The 20,505-nt window shown below is 58.3% G+C and carries 15 protein-coding genes and 1 other annotated feature; of the genes, 4 read left to right on the top strand and 11 right to left on the bottom strand.

The genetic code is table 11. The features are described 5' to 3' along the window. Positions 1 to 66: 66 nt before the first annotated feature. The 4 genes from HY011_33390 to HY011_33375 all read right to left on the bottom strand — a co-directional run bounded on the left by HY011_33390 (position 67) and on the right by HY011_33375 (position 5,665). On the bottom strand, positions 67 to 1,581 hold the full coding sequence (locus HY011_33390; GenBank protein MBI3427843.1) for a TIGR03013 family PEP-CTERM/XrtA system glycosyltransferase: 1,515 nt from the start codon (positions 1,579 to 1,581) through the stop codon (positions 67 to 69). 18 nt (positions 1,582 to 1,599) lie between these two features. Then, the gene (locus tag HY011_33385) at positions 1,600 to 2,793 is read right to left on the bottom strand and encodes a CpsD/CapB family tyrosine-protein kinase (GenBank protein ID MBI3427842.1); all 1,194 of its coding nucleotides are present in this window, start codon (positions 2,791 to 2,793) and stop codon (positions 1,600 to 1,602) included. Positions 2,794 to 2,878: 85 nt separating this feature from the next. Then, on the bottom strand, positions 2,879 to 3,976 hold the full coding sequence (locus HY011_33380) for an AAA family ATPase (GenBank protein ID MBI3427841.1): 1,098 nt from the start codon (positions 3,974 to 3,976) through the stop codon (positions 2,879 to 2,881). Between the two features lie 21 nt (positions 3,977 to 3,997). Next, positions 3,998 to 4,070: a sequence feature (possible 16S ribosomal RNA but 16S or 23S rRNA prediction is too short), on the top strand. After that, a complete protein-coding gene (locus tag HY011_33375) occupies positions 4,070 to 5,665 on the bottom strand; it encodes a hypothetical protein (protein MBI3427840.1) in 1,596 nt (531 codons plus the stop codon). (Overlaps the previous feature by 1 nt.) Before the next feature lie 666 nt (positions 5,666 to 6,331). Between HY011_33375 and HY011_33370 the strand changes: the two genes are divergently transcribed. Together HY011_33370 and HY011_33365 are read left to right on the top strand one after the other, a co-directional pair. Next, on the top strand, positions 6,332 to 7,258 hold the full coding sequence (locus tag HY011_33370; GenBank protein ID MBI3427839.1) for an ATP-binding cassette domain-containing protein: 927 nt from the start codon (positions 6,332 to 6,334) through the stop codon (positions 7,256 to 7,258). Between the two features lie 76 nt (positions 7,259 to 7,334). Beyond that, positions 7,335 to 8,138, top strand: a complete 804-nt coding sequence (locus tag HY011_33365) for a hypothetical protein (GenBank protein ID MBI3427838.1) — start codon at positions 7,335 to 7,337, stop codon at positions 8,136 to 8,138. A gap of 91 nt (positions 8,139 to 8,229) precedes the next feature. Here HY011_33365 and HY011_33360 read toward each other — a convergent pair whose 3' ends face one another. From HY011_33360 to HY011_33350, 3 genes are all read right to left on the bottom strand, one after another. Beyond that, positions 8,230 to 8,499: a hypothetical protein gene (locus HY011_33360; protein ID MBI3427837.1), complete on the bottom strand. Its 270-nt coding sequence runs from the start codon at positions 8,497 to 8,499 to the stop codon at positions 8,230 to 8,232. 14 nt (positions 8,500 to 8,513) lie between these two features. Then, positions 8,514 to 8,975: a hypothetical protein gene (locus HY011_33355; GenBank protein MBI3427836.1), complete on the bottom strand. Its 462-nt coding sequence runs from the start codon at positions 8,973 to 8,975 to the stop codon at positions 8,514 to 8,516. Positions 8,976 to 9,215: 240 nt separating this feature from the next. Continuing rightward, on the bottom strand, positions 9,216 to 9,593 hold the full coding sequence (locus HY011_33350) for a MerR family transcriptional regulator (protein ID MBI3427835.1): 378 nt from the start codon (positions 9,591 to 9,593) through the stop codon (positions 9,216 to 9,218). Between the two features lie 401 nt (positions 9,594 to 9,994). Here HY011_33350 and HY011_33345 point away from each other — a divergent pair, with 401 nt between their 5' ends. Then, positions 9,995 to 10,558, top strand: a complete 564-nt coding sequence (locus HY011_33345; protein MBI3427834.1) for a sigma-70 family RNA polymerase sigma factor — start codon at positions 9,995 to 9,997, stop codon at positions 10,556 to 10,558. Between the two features lie 65 nt (positions 10,559 to 10,623). Then, positions 10,624 to 14,892 carry a protein kinase gene (locus tag HY011_33340; GenBank protein ID MBI3427833.1) on the top strand — a complete coding sequence of 1,423 codons (4,269 nt, stop codon included), beginning with the start codon at positions 10,624 to 10,626 and terminating at the stop codon, positions 14,890 to 14,892. Between the two features lie 243 nt (positions 14,893 to 15,135). Here HY011_33340 and HY011_33335 read toward each other — a convergent pair whose 3' ends face one another. The 4 genes from HY011_33335 to priA form a co-directional block, all read right to left on the bottom strand. After that, positions 15,136 to 15,696 carry a hypothetical protein gene (locus HY011_33335; GenBank protein ID MBI3427832.1) on the bottom strand — a complete coding sequence of 187 codons (561 nt, stop codon included), beginning with the start codon at positions 15,694 to 15,696 and terminating at the stop codon, positions 15,136 to 15,138. Positions 15,697 to 15,747: 51 nt separating this feature from the next. Continuing rightward, a complete protein-coding gene (tnpA, locus tag HY011_33330) occupies positions 15,748 to 16,200 on the bottom strand; it encodes an IS200/IS605 family transposase (protein MBI3427831.1) in 453 nt (150 codons plus the stop codon). A gap of 333 nt (positions 16,201 to 16,533) precedes the next feature. Beyond that, positions 16,534 to 17,820, bottom strand: a complete 1,287-nt coding sequence (locus tag HY011_33325) for an HNH endonuclease (protein MBI3427830.1) — start codon at positions 17,818 to 17,820, stop codon at positions 16,534 to 16,536. Between the two features lie 69 nt (positions 17,821 to 17,889). Continuing rightward, entirely contained in the window at positions 17,890 to 20,358 is a 2,469-nt protein-coding gene (priA, locus tag HY011_33320; GenBank protein MBI3427829.1) for a primosomal protein N', read from the bottom strand. Between the last annotated feature and the right edge of the window lie 147 nt (positions 20,359 to 20,505).

Raw genomic sequence — 20,505 nt, 5'->3', positions numbered from 1 at the left:
GTCAGCCGGCGCTCAGTGGGTTTAAGTTGCGGCCCCGCTTGCTCACGCGCGCGGTACCGTACCAAGTTATTGCCCGCGCCCCAACAGCACGATCTTGACCGATTTGAGCATGATCCACAGATCGAACAGCAGCGAGGCGTTTTTGATGTAGTAAAGATCGTATTGAAACTTTTGCAGCGCGTCTTCCACCGATGAGCCGTAGCCGTAATTGACCTGCGCCCAGCCCGTCAGGCCGGGTTCGACCAGATGGCGCTGCGGGTAAAAGGGAATCTGTTCGCTCAGTTGATCCACAAAAAACTGGCGTTCGGCGCGCGGCCCGACGAAGCTCATCTCGCCGCGCAACACGTTGATGAATTGCGGCAGTTCGTCAATGCGTGTGGCGCGAATGAAGCGGCCCACGCGGGTGATGCGGGCATCGCCTGCGCCCGACCATTGCGGGCCGTCTTTTTCGGCATCGGTGGTCATGGAGCGGAACTTGATGATCGTGAAGGGGTCGCCATTCTTGCCGACGCGCTCTTGTGTGTAAAAGATTGGGCCGCGCGAATCCAGCTTGATCGCCAGGGCCGTGAGCAGCGCGATGGGGAACGACAGCACCATTCCCAACAAGGCCAGCGTGACATTGAACCCGCGCCGCACGGCCTGCCAAAAGCGCCCGCGTTTGGCGTTGCTCGAAAAAATCAGCCAACTGGGCCGCAGCATCTCGATGCTGATCTTGCCGGTCAGGCGTTCAAACAGCGCGGTGCCTTCTTCGATGGCCGCGTGCCCTTGCAGGCGCAGTTTCAATAACTGATCCACCGGCATGTGGCCGCGCCGGTCGGGCAGGGCGACGACGACGCGGTCAATCTTTTCGCGTTTGACCAATTCGGCCAACTCGGTCGTCACGCCCAGCACTTTGGGATTGAGAATGCTCTGGCCGACCAGGGCTGGGTCTTCGGAAATAAAGCCGACGACTTTGTAGCCCAGGTCGCGCCGCAACATGGCTTCGCGCGCCACATCTTTGGCGAGCGTATCGGTGCCGACAATCAAAATGCGTTCGCCCAGCCGCGGGTGCCGCATCAACCAGTGAATGCCCATGCGCCAGAACATCATCAGCGAGAGCGCCAGCAGCATGGCCATGATCGGTAAACCATCGCCGTAACGGACTTGCGCGCCGCCCTCGACCACTTGCAGATAGCCCAGCAAGAGCGTCGGGCGCAGGAAGAAGACCAGGCCGAGCACGACGATGGTCATGCCCGCCGCCTGAAACAGGCTGGTCAGCAATTCGCGTTTCGAGCGCACCGCCGCCACATCATACAGGTCGAAGAGGTAAAAGATGAATTGGCAGATCAGCGTGGTAAAGACGATCTTTAACAGCCCGCGTTGCTCAAACAGGATGATGTCGAGCCTGCCCGCAAAGCGCAGATAAAGGCTGAGCAGCACGACAGAGAGGATGATCCCCGCTTCGCCCAACACGAGCAAGACTGTTTTGAACCAGATGCCTTTGCGAAACATTTGATTGCGGATTGCGGATTGCGGATTGCGGATTTTTTGGTTGTAGATTGAATAAAGGCTGAGCCGCATTAACCAATCTGCAATCTGCAATCCGCAATCCGCAATCCGCTAGAGTTTCAACCTACGACCGAGCCAGCTCTCGCGCACACGCGGGCCGAACGTTGACCAGAGTAAATTGGTGGGTTCGCTGCGGCCAGTTTGAACTTGATAGTCTTCGTAGTTGCCCAGTTCGGGCACATCGGTCGCGCCGTTGAGCACGACCCCGAGTACGCGAAAATCGGCGAGCGCGTGCACGGCTTCTTCCACCGTTTCGTAGGCCGCAAAGCCGGCGCGCACGATGAAAAGCGTGGCGTCGGCGTGATTGGCCAACAGCCGCGCGTCGGCGAAGGGTTTGACAGGAGGGGAATCAATCAGGATGAAATCGAAGTATTGGCGCAACTCGCCGAGCGCCGCTTGAAAGCGCGGGCTGGATAACAATTCGGTGGGCGTTTTGGTTTCGCGTTTGACGGGCAGCAGGTACAGATCGTGCTCGCTGAGCCGCGAGATGGCGTCAAAGAGGTCCGCTTTATCCTGCAATACCTCGGCGAACCCCGCGAAAGGTTTCAGGTCGAGATACGGTGCGACACTGGGGTGCCGCAAATCGCCGTCAATTACCAACACGCGGCGGTTGGGTGATTGCGCAATTGCCAGCGCCAGATTCAGCGTCGTTGCCGTTTTGCCTTCGCCCGCGATGGAACTGGTGACGACGATGATTTGCGTTAGTTCGCGCTCCGCCGCATGAAAGAGTTCCGTGCGCAAGGTGCGGTATTGCTCACAGCCTGTCGCATGCGGTTCATGCAACATCATCAAACGCGGATGCACTTGCGCGGGGCGCACCTGCGCCGGTGAAACGCGCGGCGGTTCTTTGGTTTGCGGCGGCTGGAAGGCTTGGGAAGAAATACGTGTCCCAGCGGGTTCAACCGGTGGCGCAGCCGTGTTGGCGGCAGTTACGGTGGGCGTAACAGGTGCCGTGACAGGTGTGGACGTGTTCACGGGCGCGGCTGCCGCAGGTGTTGTAATCGTCGCCGTCTGCGATAACGGAGCGGTTTCGACTTGCGCCCGCCCTATCCCCGGCAACAGCATCCCCTCGTTTGAACGCGGGCCTGCGGGTGTGCCGATGGGGGCGTCGAGGTCAAAGCCGCCAACTTCTGCTTCCTGCTCGCTCTCCGGTTCGCTCAGGATGGCGCGGGCGAGTGGGTCGTGTTCGCCGACGCGTTTCTTGCGTTTCTGCTCGCGCCGGAGCGCGTCAAAGACTCGTGCCATATTCTGAAGTTCCAACGCACAAAGCCAGGGGCACCAGACTCAAAGCGTGGTTGTTTGGGGGCAACCGTTATGTTTTGAACTACTTTTAACTTGCTTTGGCGTTCTCATCGCGGGCGGCGGCGAGGGCCTTGCCAGGCTCTTCGCGCACCGCGCCGGCTGTTACTACCGAGGGGGCTTCCGTCAGTTCTTCAGTCTTGCCATTGATTGCGTAAAGTTGGGCGCTCTCGCCCTTCTCACCTTTCTCGCCGCGTTCACGGCGTCGGCGGTTGTTGCGGGGTTTGGCTTCTTCGAGCCAGCCTTCTTCGATCTCTTCGCGCATAATCGGCATGGCGGGCAAGGAACCCGCCAAGACCTCGCGCGGATCGTCTTCGATCATCGGTTGTAATAAATCCAGGGATTCGGCGACTTCGGCGATGATTTGTGAGGAGATCAATCGAGCATTCGTCGCAAAGCCATTGAGTAAAGCGTTGTCACAGATGTTGTTTATCAGGCGCGGGATGCCTTCGGAGGCGCGATAAATTAAGGCGATGGCATTGGCCGTAAATAAATCCAGCCGCGTTGCGCCCGCGACTTTCAAGCGCGTGCGGATATACGCCGAGACTTCATCGGCCTTCAGCGGTTTGATTTCGCAGCGCAAACTGATGCGTTGTTTCAACTGGCGCAACTCAGGGCGATTGAGCGCCGCGCGCAATTCCGGCTGGCCGACCAGGATGATCTGCAATTGTTTTTCGGTGTAGGTTTCAAAGTTGAGCAGCAAGCGCACCTCTTCCAGCAACTCGCGGCTCAGCCCGTGCGCTTCGTCCAGAATCACCACCGTGCGCAGCCCGCGCGAATGGCGCATCATCAGCATGCGGCCCAGCTTCATCAGCAAATCGGATTTCGACGTGTAAGCGCCCAACTCGAAATCGGCGGCCAGATGTTCGTAAAACTCAGATACCGTCAGGCCCGGATTGAAGATGTTCGCCGTCAACACGCTGCGATCCAGCCGCGAGAGCATCGCGCGCAGCATCGTCGTTTTGCCCGTGCCGACTTCGCCGGTCACGACGATCAAGCCTTTGCCGTGTTGAATGCCGTAATGCAGATTCGCCATCACTTCGCGGTGGCTCGCCGTAAAGTAGAGGAAGCGCGGGTCGGGCGTCAGACTGAACGGAATGTCTTGTAAGCCGTAAAACTGGAGGTACATAACGTTGTGAGGGAAAGTAGTCAGTAATCGGTAGTCGGTAGTCGGTAGTCGGTAGAGAAACAAACTACTGACTACCGACTACTGACTACTGATTCAGTATGACGATTGCGTGAATAAATCCAGCAAGCGTGAAAATTTGATGAGTTGATAGAGCACCGGCCACGAGACCAGGATCAACAACATTGCGCCAATGATTTTGGCCGCCGTGACCAGCGGCATCAGGCGGCGTTCGTTTTCGGTGACGAGTTCTGGCACCGCCACCAGCAGCGGCAAGCCCGCGTAATGCTGCACATCGCGCGCATCGCGGATCGTGACCAGTTCGCGCGCCAACGAGACGCCCGCTGCCAGCAGTCCAATTGCCAAACCCAGCAACAGTGCCAGCGGATAGAGAATGCGGCGCTGCGGCGAGACGGGTTGTTCGGGCAAACTGGCCGGATCAATCAGCCGGAAAGTTTCGCCGCTGAAATCGTTGATGACCTTGGCGCTGAAGCGCGCGTTGTCCTGCTGCGCCAGCAAGTCATCGTAGCGTTTGCGCAAAGTCATGTAATCGCGATCAATCTTCAACGCCTCGACGCCCAGCAGCGGCGTCTTGTTCAAACGGGATTGCAATTCGCTGTAGCGCGCATTGATGCGGCCAAGCTCGTCTTCTTTCAATTTCAAATCGCGGCGGTCGGCGGCCAGCCGGAGTTCAAGCTGCGCGACCTGCGGATTGTTGGCGCGGGCGGCGCGTTTGACTTGTTTGCTTTGATCGTCGGTTTTTTTCAGGTCGTCGAACTCGGCGTTCAAGCTTTCGATCTCGGCGCGCACGGCCTTCACTTCGGGCGCTTTCTCGGTGAACTCGGTCAGCAGCTTGCGCAAGCGGCCTTCGAGTTCGGCGCGGCGCGTGCGCAATTGGCCTTCGGTTTGGCCGGTGGCGATGGGCGTTTCGGGTTCGACCTCGGATTGCGTTTTGAGCGTGCCGAGCAGTTGTTCATTCAGACTGATCTGGCTGCGCAGCGCGTCAATCGAAGTCTGTTCGGATTGGCGCACCGTGCCCAGGCTGTTCAACTGGCCGACCAGGCTTTGTTCCTGATTCGGGCTGGCGTCGGGGTTTTGCACGAAGTAACGCGCGCGCTCGGTCTCGATCTTTTCGAGTTGCACGCGCACGTCTTTGACGCGCTCTTCGATCTGATCCACCGTCGCATAAACCTTTTGCAGTTCGCTGTCGGAATTAGCGTTGATGATGCGCGTGGTGAGTTCCGCCGTTACGTCACGCGCTTTTTCCGGCACGGCATGGCGGAAGGAAACGGTGAACGCATAAACGCCCGCCGCCGCTGATTGCGTCTTCAAATCAACCTGCTTGACCATACGCTCGACCAGCGTCTCGACCGGCATGTTTTGTTTGCGCTGCTCGGGATACAAATCAAAACGTTCGATCAGCCGTTGTAACTCCGTGCGGCTGGTGACCAGTTTTTGCAGCGCGCTCAACCGCGCCGTGGCGTCCAGCGTGTTGACCGGTTGCACGTAAGTGGATGACACCTTCGGCGGGTCAACGATGATGAACGAAGACGATTCATAAACATTCGGCAGCTTATAGATCGCGTAACACAACGCGCCGCTGACAATCAGCAACGGCACTAGGATGTAATACCGCCTGCGCCACAACATCAGCAGATATTCGGCAGGGGTGCGGATTCGGAAACTAGCCATCGTTATTCTTTGCCTTTCCCCAAAGAGAGAACCGTGGATTTAGTCGCAGGCAGAAACAAAGCGCTGCCGCGTGCTGTTCGCCAATATATGCCGGTGTACTTGCACACAGACGACGTGGCTTCTGCCTGTTGCTCGAAAAAGGGACTAATGAGGGGGTTGGAATCTTTGGGGCAGAAAGTTCCAAACAGCATTTTCGTATCAGGGTCGTATCAAGGTCGCATCAAGGTCCGCAAGAGCAGTTTCCGGTTCGGTCGCCCGCCGCCGGTTCAGGTCTGCTGTTGCGGGTCATTGTGGGAGCGGGGAGTATAAACGACGAGCCGCCAAAGCGTCGAGTCATTTCCTGGCGAAGCTGCCCGTTCGCAATTTGAGCGGACGTCACCGTTCGTACACTTCCGCCAATAAGCGCTTGCCGCCCCTGCGCCTGAATAGTAGGATACGCCCGCTTGTTTGGCCGGTGCGTGCCAGTATCGCTAAGCCCGAACAAGCCAGCGTCACGCGCATCCCGCAAACATCAATCGCAGTGCCTTCAAAATTTAGCCCAAATGCATTTTGGTCAAAGAGGCTGGCCGCAGCGTTTCCCAAACTCGCCCTGTCTGATTTCACCCGCCGCCACAGCACACCTGGCAATCACGTGTGAGCAGCCACGGCAATTCGTTACATCTGCTTATGTCGAACACCATCTCTGTTAAACACATCAGCAAAAGCTATGGCGATTTTACTGCCGTGCAAGACCTTTCGCTGGAAGTCCACGCCGGCAGCATCTTCGGCCTGTTGGGGCCGAACGGCGCGGGCAAATCCACTTCGATCCGCATGATCGTCAACATCACCATCCCCGACAGCGGCGAAATCCGCCTCTTCGGCGAACCGATGAACGAGAAGCTGCAAGAGCGTGTCGGTTACCTGCCCGAAGATCGCGGCCTGTACAAAAAGATGAAGATCGGCGAGCAACTGCTCTTTTTCGCCGAATTGAAAGGCCTCAAACACGCCGCTGCCAAACGCCGCGTGGATGAATGGATGGAGCGCGTGGGCCTGAGCGAATGGAAAGCCAAACGTTGGGAAGAGTTGTCAAAAGGCATGCAGCAAAAAGTCCAATTCGTCTCGACCATCCTGCACGATCCCGACTTGGTGATCCTCGACGAACCCTTCACCGGTCTCGATCCGATCAATGCGAACCTGCTCAAAGAGATCGTCCAGGAAATGAGACAGCGCAACAAAACCATTATCTTCTCGACCCACCTGATGGAGCAGGCCGAAGAGCTTTGCGACGAAATCTGCCTGATCAATCGCGGTCGCAAAGTGCTGAGCGGCCCCTTGCGCGAGGTCAAACGCAGCTTCGGCTGGCGTTCATTGGCTGTGGATGGCGAGAATTTGGATGGCCTGCTGACGGACAACCCGCTGGTCAAAGCCGTCACACCACAACGCCATCATTTGGAAGTCGCGCTGCACGACGGCGCTGATCCACAGGCTTTGCTCAAAGATTTGGTCAATGCGAATGCGCGATTGACGCGCTTTGAATTGGTCGCGCCGACGTTAAACGAAATTTTTATTGAGAGTGTTGGGCGCGCCAACGAACAGGCGGGCGCGGCGGCCTGACGGTTTACTGGGCTGGCTCCGCTCCCGCCGCTGGTTTGGCCGCCTCAACGAACGCCACAGTAGAAAGGAACCCGAAATGAAGCCCCACTCATTCGTGCGACGAGTTAGCCACCTCTTTCTTTGGATCATACCGCTGCCGTTCCTGGGCGCGGCCTATCAGCCGGGGAAACTCCCAGCATACTTGCTCGCAGGCGCAATACAGGCAGGCTTGATTAGCGTCGCCGCGTGGATGCTCGCCCGTGGATCAGACAATGGCTCTGGCACGCGGGCAAGCCGCGTGACCGCTCCGCGAGCAGCCGCAGCCCTCCTCATCGGCAACTGGGTGGTCACCTCACTCGCCCTCAATATGGATGCTCCTCCACAAGGGCAAGCGTGGTTGACTACCCTCACGGATCAGCGCTTTCGCTACGCTGCCCTCGTCTGCGGCGCGTTGCTCTGCTTTGGCGGCCTAGCGATTCTCGCCGCGCGGCTCCGCGACGCTTGTCAGTCCGTACCCGCCTCGCTCGGATTCGCCAGCAGCATCATCTCGACGGTTGTATTCACGCTGCTCTTCCTGGCCTATCCGCTCCTGGCTACGCTGCGCTACGAACAGGAAGCCCGTGTGGGAACAGCGCCGGTGTGGTGGGCATTCGTTTCAGCATTCCTTTTTTCGGCGGGGCTGGTTCACAGGTTCAGCGCCCACTTGAGTACGATTCTGTTTGCGGTGGCCGCACAGAAGAGCGCGCTGATGAGCAGAGGCGCGAGCATGGGCATTATCGGGCTTGCGCTGTTGATGGCTGTCACCAGCATATTCGTCCACTTGCCGCCTGCGGTAACTTTTATACCGCCGTACCTTATCGGAGTATCGTTACTCGATTGGACTCGAGACCCGACGCCCTAACAGCCATGCGTCAGCACGGTTTGTGGTTCATCCCGGGCCGCGCGGGCTGGGGTGCATTTTCCTGGTTTCATTCGGTGTTTATCGGGTTGCCTCAAACCGTCGCGTACCCAGCGCCCTTACTGCGCCACAGCCGCACAAAAATCACGATGTGGCTGGCGATGATGATCGGCACCAAAAACGTCAGCAGCAGGCAAAACAGCAGCAACAGCGTCGCCGTCAGCCCAAAGATCATCACTTGTGGCAACGGCGGTGTCAGGTAGCGCGGCAGGCCCGCCAACCCAAAACCCAGCGCCAACAAAAGCCAGAGCACGGCAGCGGCCAAGACGCCGGATGAGTTAATCGGTTTTAGCGCAGTCTTCATCGCCTCCTCACGCATTATTGCGCCTCCTTTCTGACCTTGATTTGGCGCACCAGTGTTTTGTCAGGCAGTGCGGCGAGCGTGCCGGTCAGCGTGTTTTCTTTGACCGTGAACTCCCAACGGAGGTGGTTGTTGCGGTAGGTGTATTCGCTGACCAGCGTGCCGTGCTGGCTGTCGTAGGTGCATTCCATTTCGCCCATGAATTCCGGTTTCCCGTCAACGAGTTTGTCCATCGTGAGGTTGACTTTGTCGGCGCTGCCGCTTGTGGGCGCGATGCGGTAAATCACCTGTTCATCGTGACAGGCGGGAAATTTCTCTTTGTTGACGCAAATGGATGCCCCTGTCCAATTGCCGGCCAAGGCGGCGCGCTGATCCGCCAACTTGCCCTGCTGCGCCGCACTGGTGAATCCGCTCAGCAGCATGAGCACGCTAAGCATGAGCGGGTGAAACCAGTTTGAGTTGAGCGTTCTTTGTTTCATCTATTCCTCCTCGTGTCGAATTAGATCGGTTTGCAATTGTGTTTACGGGAGCGCGTTATGCCGGGACGGTACCGCGCGCGTGAGCAAGCGGCGCCTCAAGCTTGCGCCGTTGGCTGAACCGCCCAGGCGCCGCTTGCTCACGCGCGCGGTACCGTCCCGCTGCGCGGCTTTTCCCAGACACTGATGTGAAAACCGATCTAGTCTGCTGTTTCTCAACGCGCAAACGCGCGGTGGATTGAATCAAACGCAAAACATATTGCCCGCCGCTGACTCGCCTGCTTCGAGTTTCAAGCTTAACTCGCGCAGCCTGTCGCGCAGGCCATGTAAGCTCAGAATTTGCGCTTCGACCGTTTGCAGCTTGGCGGCCAGTTGGGCTTGTAACTCCGGTAAGGCCAGCTTCCGCGCGGCCTGCAAGCGCAGCAAGGCTTCGATCTCGGTCAACGTGAAGCCGAGTTCCTGAAGCTGTTTGATCAGCCGGACGATGCGAATCGTCTCTGCCGGATAGTCGCGGTAACCCGACGCCAGCCGTTGCGGTTTGCGCAACAAGCCGCGCCGTTCATAAAAGCGAATCGTTTGCGCGTTGACCCCGGCCTGTGCGGCAACTGCCCCGATGCGCATGAAATCCCCCTTGAAAACTGCTGCTGACCTTGCCTGCCACCCCTTAATGCGGAAACCGCTGCCGTTTTGAATCAGCCACCGGATAATTTTTTTGCGCGCCTATAAGAATAGCGCGGTTGCCATTGCCACAACGTCGTTTGCTTGCTTGTGGGTTGAGCCTGTTTTACAGATCAGGACTTACGCAAAGCTTTGCCACAGAGGCACGGAGGCACGGAGCAAGACGGAGAACGTTGCCAACACGGTGAAAAAGCGCTGTGCCCCGGTGCCTCTGCGGCGAACTTGTTCGTGTCTTGCGTGAGTCCTTTCAACCGCAACTGCACGCGGCGGAATCCGCCGATTGACCGTCCTGCTGGCACCGCATATCCTTTCCTGGCTGAAAGAGGCTCCCAGAGTGTTTGGTTATGAATACTGCCGCCGACGTAACACAACTGCTGCTGGCCTGGGGTCAGGGCGATCAAACGGCGTTCGAGCAATTGTTGCCGCTGGTTTACGGCGAATTGCGGCTGATTGCCGAACGCTATCTGAAACGCGAGCGCGCCGGGCACACCTTGCAGGCGACGGCGCTGGTGCATGAAGCCTATCTGAAGCTGGTCAATCAACAACAAGTCTATTGGCAGAATCGCGCGCATTTTTATGGCATCGCCGCCCACGCCATGCGCCGCATCCTGATTGACCACGCTCGCACACGCCAGGCCGGCAAACGTGGCAGCGGCGAAACCCAACTCTCCCTCGATGAAAACCTGACCGTTGCCGACGAACGCCACCGCGAATTGATTGCGCTCGATGATGCGCTGACCGCGCTGGCGGATTTCGATCCGCAAAAAAGCCGCATCGTCGAGTTGCGCTATTTCGGCGGTCTTTCCATTGAAGAGACTGCCGAAGTCTTGGGCATTGGCACCGCCACCGTCATCCGCCAATGGCGTTTGGCCAAGGCTTGGTTACATAACGAAATGAGCAGCCGGTAGTCGGTAGTCGGTAGTCGGCACGAACGGACTGACCACTGACCACCGACCACTGACCACTGATTTCAATGACTCCCGAACGCTGGTCCCAAATCGAAGAGTTATTCAATGCGGCGCTGGATATGCCCGAGGCCGCGCGGGCAGCCTTTCTGGACAGCGTGTGTGGCGCGGATGCCGAGTTGCGCGAGACGTTGGAGCGCCTGTTGCGCTCCGATGCCGCCGCGGGTGATTTCATCGAAGCCCCGCCCCTGGTTTCGCAAGCCACGAAATTGCTGGACAAGGCCAGCACGCTGACGGATCAGCCTGTCTCACACTCCCAGACAAGAGAGATGATCGGACGGCAGGTCGGCGCTTATCGCATCGAGCGCGAACTGGGGCGCGGCGGCATGGGCGAAGTCTATTTGGCCTGGCGCGCCGACAACGAGTTTCGCAAACAGGTGGCGATTAAACTGGTGCGGCGCGGCGTGGATAGCGAAATCGTGCTGCGCCGCTTTCGCCGCGAACGCCAAATCCTCGCCAGTTTCGATCATCCCAACATCGCCCGCCTGCTGGACGGCGGCACGACCGAAGATGGCGTGCCCTATCTGGTGATGGAATACATCGAAGGCCAGCCGCTAACCCGTTTTTGCGACGAGCGTCAGTTGCCGCTGACTGAACGGTTGAAGTTGTTTGTGCAGGTTTGCAATGCCATCGAATACGCGCATCAACAGCAAGTCATCCACCGCGACATCAAACCCGGCAACATCCTGGTCACGCCTTTGGCGGAGGGGGAAGGGGGCATGGCCAAGCTGCTGGATTTCGGCATCGCGCGCATCCTCAAATCCACTCCCTTGCTCGACACCGGCGAACACACCGTCACGGGCATGCAAATGATGACGCCCGAATACGCCAGCCCCGAACAGATGCGCGGCGAAGCGGTCACGGCGGCCAGCGATCAATACAGCCTGGGTGTGCTGCTTTATGAATTGCTGACGGGGCGGCGGCCCTATCAGTTGCGCCACAAACTGTTGCACGAAGTCGCACGCCTGATTATCGAAGAGACGCCCACGCGCCCCAGCACCGTGATCAAACAGACCGAAGAAATTTATTCGCCGACTTTCGGCCAAACGGTCACGCTGACACCCGAACTGGTCAGCCGCCAACGCGCCACCACGCCCGAAACGCTGAGCGCCACGCTGGCCAGCGGGTTGGACGCCATCGTGCTCAAGGCGCTCAGCAAAACCTCGGCGCAGCGTTATGCCACCGTCGCTGAATTCGCCACCGACATCCAACACTGGTTGCAGGGGCTGCCTGTCGCCGCGCCACCGGTCACCGTCAGCGGCGTTGAACAAACCGTCCCTGGCATACACCACCGCCATTCGATTGCCATCCTGCCGCTCAAAGCGTTGCAGCACGAACCGGGCGCGACGCAAAACTTCCTGGGTGTCGGGCTGGCTGACGCGCTGATCACCCGCTTGAGCAATCTGCGCAGCCTGCTCGTGCGCCCCACGGCTTCGGTGGTGCGCTATGCCAGTCCTGAGCACGATGCTGTCAGCGCGGGCCGCGACTTGAATGTCACACACGTGCTGGACGGACGCTTTTTGCAAACCGGCGACCGCATCCGCGTCACCGTGCAATTGATCGAAGTCGCCAGCGCCGCGCCGCAATGGGCCGCGCAATTCGATGAATGTTGTGCCGACCTATTGTCCTTGCAGGATTCATTGGCCGAACAGGTTGCGCACGAAATCGCCCGCAATCTTTCCGGCGAAGAGCGCGCGCAAATCGCCAAACGCGGCACCGACAAACCCGAAGCGTATGAAGCCTATCTGCGCGGGCGTTATTACTGGCACACTTACACCGACGAAGGTCTGGCGCGCGCGCTCACCAGTTTTTACGAAGCGCTGGCGATTGATCCGGAATTCGCGGCGGCCTACAGCGGCGTGGCCGACTATTTCAATTTCATGGGCATCACCGCCGTGCTGCCGCCCGAAGAATGCTTTCAAGCGGCCAAGCAGGCCGCCCAGCGCGCCATCGAACTCGACTCTAAACTGGCCGAAGCCCATGTCTCGCTGGCGCTGGCGATTCGCTCGTATGACTGGGACTACGCCGCGAGCCAGCGGCTGATGCAGCGCGCCATCGAGTTGAATGACAACTACGCGCAGGCGCACGAATGGCTCGCCCATTTTTATAGTTCGCAAGGCCAGCACACCGACGCTATCAACGAAATGCGGCGCGCCTTGCGCATTGATCCGCAATCACCCGCCTTGCACACGATGATGGCCTTCATCCTGCACAACGCGCGCCAGCATCGCGAGGCGTACCGGTACAACCAACGCGCGCTCGAATTAGAGCCGAACTATTACCTGGCCTTTCAGGCGCAAGGCTGGCTCTATCCGCGCGTTGGTCGGCCCGACGAAGCGCTTGCCGCCGCGCGCCAAGCCGCCGCCTTGACCAATCGCGCGCCGCTGTCGTTATGGGTGCTGGCGCACGTCTTGGCCGTTTCTGGCAAACGCAGCGAAGCGCAGGTGGTGCTCAATGAATTGCGCGCCATTGCCCAGCAGCGTTACGTGCCGCATTACTTTTTCGCGCGCCTGCACACGGCGCTGGGCGAATACGAGGCGGCCTTTGATTGTTTGCGCCTGTCTTGCGAACGCCGCGAATCGTGGGCGCTGGAAATGCAGGTTGATCCGCAACTCGACGCTTTGCGGTCAGACCCGCGCTTCGGTGAATTGCTGGCGCGGCTGCATCCGTTTCAGGTGAATGCGGAAGAGGCAGAGACGGTGGCGGAAAGCCTGGGTACGCAGGCATCCTTGCCTGCGGTCTCGGCGGTAGACCCATTGATGCCGAAGGGCGTGGCTGCCAAAGCCGCGAGCAAGGATGCTCGCGTACCCAGGTGGCTGCTCGCCGCCGTGCTCATCGTGCTTGGCGTGGCCGCCTTTTTCTATTTGAAATCCACGACCACGGTCAAAATCGTCAAGCTGTCCAAATCCGCCAATACCATCGCTGTGCTGCCCTTTCGCAGCCAGGGCGCGGACGAGTCGCTGGGCGTGGGGCTGGCCGACGCGCTCATACGTCAGCTCAGCCAGATCAAACAATTGACCGTGCGCCCACCCCAACGCAGCGCGCCGAGTGAGCCAGCGCCCGCGCAAGTTGCGCGCGAACAGCAGGTCGAATACGTCGTCAGCGGCATGTTGCGCCGCGCGGGCGGCCAGATCGTGCTGGACGCGCAAATGTTCAGTGCCAGTGCCAATCGCCAGTTGTGGGCGGCGCAATTCACACTGCCCGACGCCGAAATCGCGCGCGCGCAATCCATCCTGAGCGAACGCGTGCTGGGCGAAATGAAATTCGAGGTCAGCGGCAAGGAACTGTTGCAACTCAACAAACGCTACACCACCGACCGCGAGGCTTATCAGTTGTATCTGGTCGGGCGCTACCATTTCGCCAAACGCGCGGTGCCCGCCTTGCGCGAGGCCATCAGCCAGTTCGAACGCGCGCTGCAAAAGGACGACAAGTTCGCGCTGGCCTACGCCGGGCTGGCCGATAGTTACGCGCTGCTGCATTGGTACGGCGCGTTGCCGCCGCGCGAAAGTTGCGAACGCGCGCGCACAAACGCCCAACGCGCGCTGGCGCTGGATGATCAATTGGCCGAGCCGCACGCCTCGCTGGCTTACGTGCTCTTCTGGTGCGACCGCGACCGCGCCGGGGCCGAACGCGAATTGCGGCGCGCCATCGCCTTGAATCCCAGCTATCCGACCGCGCATCACTGGCTGGCGCTGATGCTGACGGCGCAGGGCCGTTTTGCCGAAGCGCAAGAACAGATTCGTTTTGCCGAAGGGCTTGACCCGCGTTCGGCCATCATCAAAACCGCCGCCGCCGTGGTTTGGTATTACGCGCGCCAATATGACGCGGCGCTCGATTGGACGCGCCGCGCGCTCGAACTCGATGCCGGACTCGTCGCCGCGCACCGCGTGCAACGCTGGATTTATCAAGCCCAGGGCAAATATGACGACGCGCTCGCCGCCTATCAGCGCGAACGCAGTTTCAGCAACGCGACCGTCGAATGGCCCGCCATTCTCGCCCAGGTGCAAGCCAGCGGGCAGCGCCAAGCCGAAGCGCGCGCCACCTTGCAACGCGCGCTCGCCCCGGCGGAATTGCGGCGCGCGGGAGATTACCTCACCTACGAAATTGCCCTGGATTACGCGTTGTTGGGCGACCGCGAGCAAGCCTTCACCTGGCTCGCCAAGGCCGAGGCGGCCCGCACGAATAGTTTCAATTTTATCGCGGTTGACCCGCTGCTGGATGGGTTGCGCGACGATGCGCGGTATGCGGCGTTGTTGCGTCAGGCCGGATTCAAGTGAGTTGGCCGGAATGTCGAGAGTCGCTTGCCCCCTTGATGTCGAAGTGCTTTTGGTAACCCGGCAAGCTGGGGGATGGAACCTGTGAACAGCAAAACGTGCAAGAAGAGCAAAAAGGGCAAGCCCGGCCTCTTTTGCTTTCTTGACTCCTTTTGTATTTTTTGCATTCGTTTACCTTGGTCATCGAGCGCATTGATTTCATAAATGCCTGGCATTCGTTAGACCCAAAAGATGCAGTGGTGAGAATTATGGCTTGATCCTGCGCCAGCGGCGTGACAGCCGCACCGCCGCTTCCCAGCGCTGGCGCAGAAAGGAACGCCCCCGCGTTCGCAACCAGGTTTTCAGCCGCAGCTTTTGTTGATGGACAACCTGGTAAACCTGGCTCGCTTTTATCACTGCATACACGCGCGCTTTGAAGAGGACGAACCGTTCGTGCCAGCGGGCGAACCAGGCAATCTGCAACAATTTCTTTTCCGTCAACGCGTAAATCCGCGCCACCAGCGCCGTACCAATAATTTTGGCGGCGAGCGCCGTCAATACGCCCATCCCCGCATGCCCATGCGCCAGAAACCACAACCCAATCAGCTTGACCGGCACCAACAACAACGAAGGCGCCGCGAACACGGTCAACGCGCCATAGGGCGGCAACGCGGCAATCAACGCTTCGAGCTGCCGCAACACCGGCAAACGCCCCAGCCACACCGCCAGAAGCAACAGGTCGTCCCACAACCAATCTTCGAGCAGGACGATGAGGGCGGCCAGCAGCAGGAAAGGGGCGGCCAGCAGTTTTTTGAGTTTGGTTTTCATAAGGAACGCGGCTCAACCATCGCATAGGCCCGAATGCCACGCAATTAGCCCTCAATCCCAAACGTATTTCTCGTCAAATTCGATCCCGTATTTTTGCAACAACGCCCGGTATTCGTCTTGAAACGGCTGTTGCCGATGGTGTGCCTTTTGATTGGCAATGTAGCGCCTGACCTGTTCGACCTGTGATTGGCTAACCGAAAAAGCACCGTAGCCCACCTGCCATTGGAACTGTTTCAGCCCGGCATCCGTCGTTTTTATCCATTTCGACGAGCGTTTCTTTACCTCTTCGACCACGTCGGCAACCGTCCACGTGCGCGCGAGCGTGAAAAGCGCGTGGATGTGATCGCGGTCGCCGTTAATGATCAAGGCAGGCGAATCACAGCCTTTGAACACGGTCGCCAGATACGGATGCAGTTCCGTTTCGATCTCCGGCGTCAACCAAGGTTCGCGGTGTTTGGTGCTGAAAACCAGATGGATCAGGATTGAGGAAAGCGATTGCGGCATGAGCGACCTCCTTTTTTGAATGGGAAGAACAATTCCCCATAAGCCCCAACGGGGCGGTCATACGATAGCCAGGGGCAGAGCAACGCGCCGCCCCTGGCTGCATCGGCAAAGAGTGACAAGCCCTGAGAGGGCGAAATAACCTGAATCATGTGGCAGCATTTTTTGTAGAAAGGGAAGCTCTCCACGAGCCCCAACGGGGCGGCAATACGATAGCCAGGGGCAGAGCGGAGCGTCGCCCCTGGACGCATTGGCAACGAGTGACAAGCCCTGAAAGGGCGAAATGGTCAGAATGATTTGGCGGCCCAGGCAGTTTTATTGCGCCCCGTTGGGGCTTCAATTCGGGCGGCTACTATTCAAAACACCGTTATAAAGAAACTCATTGTGATAGCTGACATTGTCATCTGAAAGCTTGTGGTTGCATAGCAGATCGTACTCTTGGTTGTATATGCGAATTCGATTTGGTGAAACGAAATATGGAATGCCCAGATCAAACATCGCGTGATGGGTAGGGCATAAAATCATCAAGTTATCTTCTGTATCGCATCCTTTATGGTTACCACCTAGCGGACGTACATGGTGAGCTTCCACATAGAATCGGCCCGGCCCAAACTCAATCTTCAAGCGGCAGACCTGACAGCCATAGCCGTATTTCAATTTCATTTGCCTTGCTTTAACAGTATCTCGAATGACGCGGCTGGTTGTGGTGATCACACGAGCCGGAGGCTCTGCTAAATCTACCGCTTCAAACTCTCTGGCTCGCTGAATCAAAGGTGTACGGGTATTCCATCCAAGATTAATTTCCGGGTTTTGACCGACAACAATCTGGTAAAGCTCTTTCCCTTGTTCTTCCGTCAGCGAGTAAACAGTCCATGCTGGACCAGATTTGAGGAATGAAGCGTCAAAGAGTTTAGCATTCAGCCGAAGATCATCAATAAAGGGACGATTCGCAAGTGGATAGGTTAGATACTCAACATCGAATAAGTTATTTCCGGATTTGTCCTTCTTCTTGTGCAACCCTTTTAGAACGCCTAGCCCAACAACACAGCGAGCCGGGGATGACATCCAGAAAAAAAGACGGTCGCCAGGAGACCAAGATTGCGGTGGCCTACTTGTACGCCAAGTGTCTTCTGTGCCCGGTATTAGCCAGCTCTCGAAGTCATTATCGCTTGGCCTTCCTTTGATCACCCAATAGTGAATTTGGTGCTGAAGAAACGCCGGAGTTTGGCAAAAGCAATAGCCTGAAAGCATGTCATCAGAAAAATGCTGATCAGTACCAACCTTGCGTAGAGAATTTAATGGAATATCTTCGGGTAGAGGGGTCAGATCAACAATTTTGAGAGTCGTGGGGAATTTACCTTTGGCATCTGGCTGAACCGATATGCTTTCAAGAACTGCCCAGTAAATCAGATCGTTGTAGCCATCAGCAGCACTGAAAAGGATAGGCAATTTTTGACCTGTCGCTTTTGCCTGCTCGAGCAGCTTGCTGGCCCCAGTCCATTTCTTCCCTGACTCAAAGGTGGCTTTACCACCCTGTTCAGAAAATACCTTTTTCAACTCCTCTTTCTTTTTGCGAAAGTAAACAGAGATTGGGAAAAAATGCTCTGTTGAAATCTTGCTCATAGGCACTCCTTCCGTCGGTAGATGTTTGCTACGAACTGTAGGCGGTGTGCTGTATTTCAGTTGTTGGAATTACATCAAACTCACCGGATCAACCTCCACCGTAATCATCTTCAAATCCACCCCATCTTCTTTCAACTTCAACATCGCCGCATCCAACGCCTCGCGCGCCTGCCGCCGGTAACGCGTTTTGATCAGCACCTGCATGCGGTGCTCGCCCTTCAACCGCGACAACGGCGCGGGCGCTGGCCCCAACACACGCAATAAGTTCTCAGCGTCCGCCGCTTGCACCAGCCGCGCCAAATCAGCCGCGACGGTTTCAGCCTTCTGAAATTCGGTGTGGCGTATCAGCACATTGATCAGCGCCACAAACGGCGGGTAGCGCAGCTCGCGCCGAAACCCAATCTCGTGCGCATAAAACTTTTCGTAGTTCTGCTCCTTCGCAAATTCCAGCGCGTAATGTTCGGTGTGGTAGCTCTGGATAATCACGCGACCCGGTTTGTCGCCGCGTCCGGCGCGCCCGGCGACTTGGGTCAGCAATTGAAACGTGCGTTCGGCGGAGCGGAAGTCGGGCATGCTCAAACCGGCATCCACCGAGATCACGCAGACCAGCGTGACGTTGGGGAAGTCGTGGCCTTTGGCGATCATTTGCGTGCCGACCATCAGGTCAATCGCGCCGCTGGCGAATTCGTTGAGCAGTTTTTCAAAGGCCCCACGGCGGCGCGTGGTGTCGCGGTCGAGGCGCGTGATATGCAGGTCAGGGTACAGGTCTTTCAGCAGCGTTTCGATCTGCTCGGTGCCTTCGCCTGCGAAGTAAATGTACGGTCCCTGGCAATCGGGGCATTGACGCGGGACGCGTTCCTGGTGGCCGCAGTAATGACAGGTCAGGCGGGCTTCGGCTTTGTGGAAGGTGAGCGTGACGTCGCAATTGGGGCAGCGCGCCGTGTGGCCGCAGGCGCGGCAGAGCGTGAAGGACGAATAGCCGCGCCGATTGAGCAAGACCAGCGTCTGTTCGCCGCGCGCGTGGTTGTCGGCGATGGCCGATTTCATCGGGTCGGAGAAAAGCTGCTGTTTGCCGTATTGGGCGAAGACTTCGCGCATGTCTACGATTTCGACTTTGGCGAGTTGACGGCTGCCGATGCGTTCGTCCAGCCGCAGGTAGGTGTATTTGCCAGTGTGCGCGTTGTGATACGACTCCATCGAAGGCGTGGCCGAACCGAGGATGATCAGGGCATTGGCTTTGGCCGCGCGCATGATCGCGGTGTCGCGCCCGTGGTAACGCGGCGATTCGTCCTGCTTGTACGAAGCCTCGTGCTCTTCATCCACGACGATCAGGCCGATGTTTTCGAGCGGGGCGAAGATGGCCGAGCGCGCGCCGATGCACACGCGGGCCTCGCCGCTGCGCAAGCGGTTCCATTCGTCTAGCCGCTCGCCGTCCGAAAGCGACGAGTGCAGGATGGCGACGGCCTCGCCGAAATGGGCGCGCAAGCGGCGCGCGAACATCGGCGTCAGCGCGATTTCGGGCACCAGCATCAACGCGGTCTTGCCCCTGTCCACGACGGCGCGCATGGCGCGGATGTAAACCTCGGTCTTGCCGGAGCCGGTCACGCCGTGCAGCAGGAAGGCCGCGTATTCATTGGTCAATAGCTTGTCGGTGATCTGGTTGAGCGCGTTCTGTTGTTTCACGGTCAGCGACAAATCATCGGAGCCGTCGGCGGCGCGCGTCGTTTTCATATGCGCCAACGGATCGCGGCGGACTTCGCGGATGAAGACCTCGGTGTAGCCGCGTTTTTCCAGCGTGCGGATGACGGACGGGCTGACGGCGGCCTGTTCGCTGAGTTGCGCGAAACTGAGCGATCCACCGGCATCGAACAATAGCTTGATGATGCGTTCCTGCTGTTCGTTGAGCGGCTTGCTGCCTTCGATGGGCGCGCGTTCCAACAGGCGGACAGCTTGCTGGCGTTTGGGCTTGACGATGGCCTGTTGCACCTGGCGTTTGACGGTGACGTAGCCTTCTTTTTCCAGTTCGCGGATGACGGCGGTGGCGCGGGGCTTGGTGAACTCTTTGGCGAGTTCGGTGGATTTCAGAAAGCCAGCGTCAGCAAGCCGGGTCAACGCCTGGGCTTTGACGGATGTCGCGCGTTTGGCAAAGACCGTGGTCAGCGCATTGCGGCCAATTTGCGTGATCGAGACGATGGTTTCGGCTTCGGCATTGATGCCGGCAGGCAGCGAGGCTTTGATGACCTCGCCCCAGGGCGCGTAGTAATAATCGGCAATCCACTTGGTCAGCTCCAGCATTTCACCCGTGACCAGCGGTTCGGTGTCGAATAACTCTTCGACCTCTTTGACCTCGTAACTGTCAGGCTCTTGCCCAGCCTCTGCCAGCGTCGCGTGCACATCCACGATGTAGGCCGTCAGCAGTTGCTTGCCGAAGGGCACCAGCACGCGCGCGCCCGCTCTGGCCTTGGCGGCGAAACTCGCGGGCAAGGCGTAGGTGAAAGTTTGAATGACGTTGAGTGGAATGGCAACTTCGGCAAACATTGCGCTGGCCCATAGCCCCAACGGGGCGAAATGCGGTAGCCCAGGGCAACGCCCTGGGAGCGCGGCAAAATTAGTGAAGCCCTGAAAGGGCGAAATAACCGTGGCTACGACGCCCTTTCAGGGCTTAGGTATATCGGCCATTTCACC

The organism is Acidobacteriota bacterium, from assembly GCA_016196035.1.
Classification (GTDB): Bacteria; Acidobacteriota; Blastocatellia; order RBC074; family RBC074; genus JACPYM01.
The sequence above is the reverse complement of the archived record's forward strand: the minus strand, read 5'-3'. Positions and strand labels throughout refer to the sequence as shown.